The sequence below is a fragment of the Clostridium sp. LS genome, assembly GCF_002760435.1.
In the GTDB taxonomy this organism is placed as follows: Bacteria; Bacillota; Clostridia; order Clostridiales; family Clostridiaceae; genus Clostridium.
The window spans coordinates 129,250-135,305 of record NZ_AUUU01000003.1 but is presented as its reverse complement, the minus strand read 5'-3'; the positions used below and the strand labels follow the sequence as shown (position 1 = coordinate 135,305).

General features: G+C 29.9%; 6 protein-coding genes and 1 pseudogene. All 7 read right to left on the bottom strand.

Annotation, left to right across the window (positions count from 1 at the left end):
- Positions 1–287 (bottom strand): annotated as a pseudogene (locus COL3_RS00800) (hypothetical protein); the annotation flags it as partial.
- Between the two features lie 188 nt (positions 288–475).
- Entirely contained in the window at positions 476–1,363 is an 888-nt protein-coding gene (locus COL3_RS00795) for a UbiA family prenyltransferase (protein WP_008426887.1), read from the bottom strand.
- A 25-nt stretch (positions 1,364–1,388) separates the two neighbouring features.
- Complete coding sequence (locus tag COL3_RS00790) at positions 1,389–1,772, bottom strand: PaaI family thioesterase (protein ID WP_008426885.1); 384 nt, start codon at positions 1,770–1,772, stop codon at positions 1,389–1,391.
- A 1-nt stretch (position 1,773) separates the two neighbouring features.
- Entirely contained in the window at positions 1,774–2,883 is a 1,110-nt protein-coding gene (menC, locus tag COL3_RS00785; RefSeq protein WP_008426883.1) for an o-succinylbenzoate synthase, read from the bottom strand.
- 104 nt (positions 2,884–2,987) lie between these two features.
- Positions 2,988–4,328, bottom strand: coding sequence for an o-succinylbenzoate--CoA ligase (gene menE / locus COL3_RS00780; RefSeq protein ID WP_008426880.1), 1,341 nt, complete (start codon positions 4,326–4,328; stop codon positions 2,988–2,990).
- A gap of 64 nt (positions 4,329–4,392) precedes the next feature.
- Complete coding sequence (gene menB, locus COL3_RS00775; protein WP_008426878.1) at positions 4,393–5,238, bottom strand: 1,4-dihydroxy-2-naphthoyl-CoA synthase; 846 nt, start codon at positions 5,236–5,238, stop codon at positions 4,393–4,395.
- 21 nt (positions 5,239–5,259) lie between these two features.
- Positions 5,260–6,051, bottom strand: coding sequence for a 2-succinyl-6-hydroxy-2,4-cyclohexadiene-1-carboxylate synthase (gene menH, locus COL3_RS00770; protein ID WP_008426876.1), 792 nt, complete (start codon positions 6,049–6,051; stop codon positions 5,260–5,262).
- Positions 6,052–6,056: the final 5 nt, after the last annotated feature.

The window sequence follows — 6,056 nt, the reverse complement described above, 5'->3', positions numbered from 1 at the left end:
TCAAAATCTTTATTTTCCATAGCATTTGCTTCATCAGTAAAGCCATTCTCTTTCATTAGTTCAATCATTTTATTGATGTTATTATCTGATTGAGCTCCAGACCCCATCATGCTCATCATTGTCCCTCTATAATTAGATGATGATTTAACCTCACCATTTTGCACATTCATCATTTGTCCATTAAATTTATTAGAACCTGTATTATTGTTACCTGCCGCATATGCAAAAGACATGCCGCTTACAGTTAATATACCTGCTAATGCTAAAATCATAACTTTCTTTTTCATTGTATATCACTCCTTTTTATCTTCTCTTTATATGCTTATTTTACTACTCAATTATGAAGTAATTATGAAGATAGATTGTTCTAATAAAATTTTTTAAAATGTTTTATAAAAAAAGTTCAAGTGTATATTGAGTATAACACTTGAACTTTTTGCATATTTACTGCATTTTTATTATTCAAAAACAAATTTTATAGTATGATTGCTATTAGTAATCCGCAAACTACAGCTAAATGATATTTCAATCCAATCTGTCCTATTAACCCCATACTTCTTCCTTTTGTATTTATACCTTTTTCGTAGGATAAAAAACTACGAATCGATTTATAAGGGTATACTAGAATTACAGGTGCTAGTACAATAATGGGATAAATCTGTATTAATACTAAACAAAATGTTAATACAAGTAACATTATTACATTAAAAATCCACAACTTCTCTGCATTTTTCTTTCCTATCATAATAGGTAACGTTTTTCTACCAGCTTCTCTATCCTCTTCTATATCACTTAGATTATTTGTCAGTAATATGGTACCAATAAATAATACTGTAGGAACTGCAACTAAAATTGTATTTAAATTAACTATCCCTGATTGAATATAAATCACTGTGCTTGTTATGCCAATTCCCATGGTTACCCCTGATACAATTTCACCAAATGGAGTATATGAAATTGGCAAAGGCCCAAAGGCATATAAAATTGAGATAAGGCCTCCTATTATAGCCACTAGTAATATGTAGTAGCTTGTTTGGCTAGCTATAAAGACACCAATCATAAAAGCAATAAATTGATATAACAATATTATAAACAGTACTTGTTTCAGCGTAGTTTCACCGCTAACTAAAGCTTTTTCATCCCCACTTTTATTGGTATCAGCTCCACGTTTAAAATCAAAGTAATCATTAATCATATTGGTAGCACTTTGAATCAGTATCATGGCAATTACTAATAATATAAAGTAGAAAGTATTAAACTTTCCAAAAGCATATTTTGAATAAACTGAACCTAAAATCACAGGAACAAGTCCTGCAACAAGGGTTTTTATATCCATAAGTTTTATTATTGATTTGAAACTCATTTTCTCTCCTCTCTTCATCAAATGATTAACCATTATCTTTATTTTGATTAATGATAGCATTTGTAACTGTTACGCATGAGATTAATATATCATTTTCATCAAACATTTCAATACTCCAAACATGAGACGTTTTTCCTATATGTAACAGCTTCCCTTTTGCTATAATATAACCTTCTACTTTTTTAGCTTTCATATGATTTGCAGTAATGGTTTGCCCCACCGCTACTTGATCTTTATTTATTTTTTCAATTGAAGCATAGCCTGCAATTGTTTCTCCAAAAGCTATTGTTGCTCCTCCATGCAGATATCCAAATGTTTGATCATGAAACTGAGTTAGATTCATTTTTGCTTCAAGTGTTCTTTCATATACATGGATATATTCAATATTTAAGCCTTCTATTAAGTTCACTTTATTCACCGCCTATTTTTATATAATCTATTGTAAAATCTTTCATCATATCTTCATCAATTTCTACCCCTAATCCATAACCCTTTGGTACTTTAATTCTGCCATTCTCAGCAATAATTTCTGGTTTAATTATATCTTTTTTAAAGTAACGATTTGAGGATGATAAATCTCCTGGAATATAAGTATCTTTTAAGCTGGCTAAATGAACATGTAATATTTTAGAAATACCACTTTCAACCATGCTTCCTATCCAATACTTAATGTTGTTTTCTCTACACAATTCAATCATCTGCTTTGCATAATATAAGCCTCCAACTCGACCCACTTTTATATTAACTACTTTAAGTGATTCTAACTGAATTGCAGTTTTTAAGTCTTGAACTGTTTGAATACTTTCATCTAAGCATATTGGAGTATTAAGGTCTTTTTGAAGTTTTTGATATTCTAAAAGACTCTCTGAATTTAATGGTTCTTCTATACAAAGTAAATTTAACTCATCCAACTTCTTTAATTCATCAATTTGTTCAATGCTATAACTTTTATTTGCATCTGCTAACAATTTAATTTCAGGGTAGCATTCTCTAATAGCCTTTAACTTTATAAAACCATCTTTTGGTTTTATCTTTATTTTAAAGCGTGTATATCCTTCCTTTCTATAATCTTCAATTTGTTTTATAAGCGTTGAAATTTCTAAATCTCCTAATACAACTCCTGCGTATATCTGACCATTAGTTTTTTCATTAAATACAAATTCCATAATGGATTGCTTATTTCTTCTAGCATACAAATCCATCAAAGAATTTTCTAATCCTGCTAATGCCATGGGATATGTCATATCTAAATTTTTATGTATATTAAAAGGATCATCTATCTCCTTATGGATTATAGTTGGAATATATTCATTTATCAATGCCTGCTTAGAAACCATCAATGTTTCACTTGTATAAAAAGGCTCATTAAAGGATACTACTTCACCATAGCCCCTGTTGTTAAGTTCATCTTCAACTTTAATTATGATTGTTTCACGATAATTTATAGAAGTTTGCGATGTTTTAAAATTGAATTTTAAAGGCATTTTAATATGAAAAAGTTCTATTTTTTTAATATGCATCTATACACCTTCTTATCAAGTTTAACTTATACCCATAATGGGCACCTAGTCTAGAGGCGTGCAGCCGTTATTTCCCACTTAAAAAGATGGGATTGTTACGGATGCTAGCTATCGGATAAATTCTTCTTTAATATTTTGCCTACCGCATTTTTAGGAAGCTCATCTAAATATGTAATTTCTTTCGGTAATTTATATTTTGCTAGTTTATTTGAAAGATACTCTAATATTTCATCTTTTTTTAAAAATGAAACAATATAGAGTACAGGAATCTGTCCCCACTTTTCATCCTTTTTCCCAACAACTGCACATTCCTTTACTTTAGAATGATTATATAGAATGTTTTCAATTTCTTTTGGATAAATATTTTCACCACCAGATATAATTATATTTTTACAACGATCAAGTATAAATAAAAAGCCATCATTGTCTATGTAACCTATATCTTTCGTATTCAAATAACCATAAACATTCTCTTGTCCAATATATCCGTCCATTAGCATTGGACTTTTAATATAAACTTCACCTACTCCTTTTTCATCTGAGTTTTTAATGGAGATCTCTACATTTTCAAGTGGTAATCCTACTGAATCAATTTTTTCAGGATGCTCTAATACAGAAAAGGTTGTAGACTGGCTTGTTGTTTCTGTCATTCCATAAGTTTTATATATTGGAATACTTCTTAATATACTTTTATCAACTAAAGCCTTAGGAATAAATTCACCACCTAATAAAACTACACGTAATTTATGCTTTCCTATTCTATCTATAATTCTATTTAACATTGTTGGTACAATGGATAACATATTAATATTACCACTTTCAATTAACTCTATTACTTGTTCTTCATTGAACTTTTCCAGTATGGTAAGTTGAGTTCCATTATATAAACTTCGCATTAGAATAGTCAATCCGCTAATATGATACATAGGTAATATTACAAGCCAATTATCCTCTTTGGTTACGCCCAAACTTTTTTGAGACGCTTTTACATGACTATAAAATTGTTTCCACCTAAGAGGCACTGACTTGAATTTCCCTGTGGTAGCACTTGTATTCATAATAACAGCAATGTTTTCCTCATTGAAATCTTCTATTAATTTTATATCTTTCTTTTCACTTTGATGTACCTCATCAAATGATATAAATTTATTGTCATAAGAGAAGACCACGTGAATCTTTAATGATTCCAATTGATTTTTTATTTCTTCATCCACTAATCGAGTATTTAACATCAAAACTTCTTTCTCTAAAAATTGAAGTGCTAATAAGAATAATGCCATATCAACTGAATTATTTGAATAAATAGCAACCCTTTTCTCATCTTTTACATAGGACGATAGTTTTTGAGCTAATTCTACTACACGTTCATAAAATTCACCAAAAGTTAAATCATTAATAAATTTTTTATTGGGATTCTCAATATTATGTTGTTTAAGCCAATTCATTTTATATCACCTTTATCAAATCTATTTATACATACTCAAAAAATTATTATTTTTTTGATATATCTTATGGAAATTTAGGAAACTGTTCAAAATCTGGATTTCGTTTTTCCTTAAATGCATCTCGACCTTCTTTTGCTTCCTCTGTAGTATAAAATAATAAAGTAGCATCTCCTGCTAATTGTTGCAAACCAGCTAATCCATCTGTATCAGCATTAAAGGATGCTTTTAAGAAACGCAGTGCAGTTGGCGAATGCTGCATAATTTCTTTTGCCCATTTTACTGTTTCTTCTTCTAGCTTATCAAAAGGAACCACTGTGTTTACAAGTCCCATATCCAGAGCTTCTTTAGCAGTATATTGACGGCACAAATACCATATTTCACGTGCTTTTTTATGACCTACAATACGTGCTAAGTATCCTGCTCCATATCCGCCATCAAAAGATCCTACTTTTGGTCCAGTTTGCCCAAATTTAGCATTTTCAGATGCAATTGATAAATCGCATACTATATGTAATACATGTCCACCACCAATTGCATATCCATTAACCATTGCAATAACTGGTTTTGGAAGAATTCTAATTAAATGCTGCAAATCTAAAACATTTAGACGTGGTATATTATCATCACCCACGTATCCTCCATTTCCACGTACGTTTTGATCTCCTCCAGAGCAAAAAGCTTCCTTATCCTCTCCCTTTCCATGATTAGCTCCAGTTAAAATTATCACTCCAATTTTGCTGTCTTCACGAGCTATAGTAAAAGCTTCAATTAACTCCATAATAGTCTTAGGCCTAAAAGCATTGCGCACCTCAGGACGATTAATTGTAATCTTGGCAATCCCATCATAAGCTTCGTATTTGATATCCTCATAATTACGATTTAATTCTTTCCAATCAAATTTATTATTCATATTTTTACTCCTCAAAATTAATTATAGAAATTCATTTAAAATCTCAACATACCTATTAATATTTTCAATATGTGTATTATGTCCGCATCCATTTATTACTATGTGTTTTACTTTAGAGTTTAACTTTTCAAATTCTTTACCAATTTCCTGATATTTTTTATCGTATTCTCCGCTAATGAATAATGTAGGCATAGATAATTTAACTATCTGATCTTTCAGACATGGAAATTTTCCTTGACCAGTGCCTTTCAAGGTATTTGAAAGTGCATGGCTGCTATTAGCTAGTCTTCTTTTATTTATTTCATTGATCACATGCTTTGGTAAACTTTTTTGTGATTCAAAAATGCTTAGGTTACCCCAATATTGGTTAAACCATTCTATTCCATTTTCTTCTATATTTTGGGCTAACTTTAAATCATCTCCTCTACGCTTCAAGCGATTTAAAAATTTTTCTTCACCATAAGAAACACTTTCTAAAATCAATTTATCAATTTCATTTGGATAAGTTAACGCATATGCTAATACACATCGTCCGCCCATTGAATAACCTAACATTGAATATTTTTTTAAATTCAATTGAGCAATGAGCGTATTTAAATGCTTAAGCATTATTTCTAAAGAATAATATTTACTGTCTTTTGGCTTATCACTTTTTCCATGTCCAATAAGATCTATTAATATCAGTTTATATCCATGTAATTCAAGTAAGTTCCAGGTACTAATATCTTCCGAAAAACCATGTAAACAAATAATTGGTTTTCCTTCTCCTTTTACTTCAATATGATATTTAATGTTTTCAATTTCAATAAACATAATGT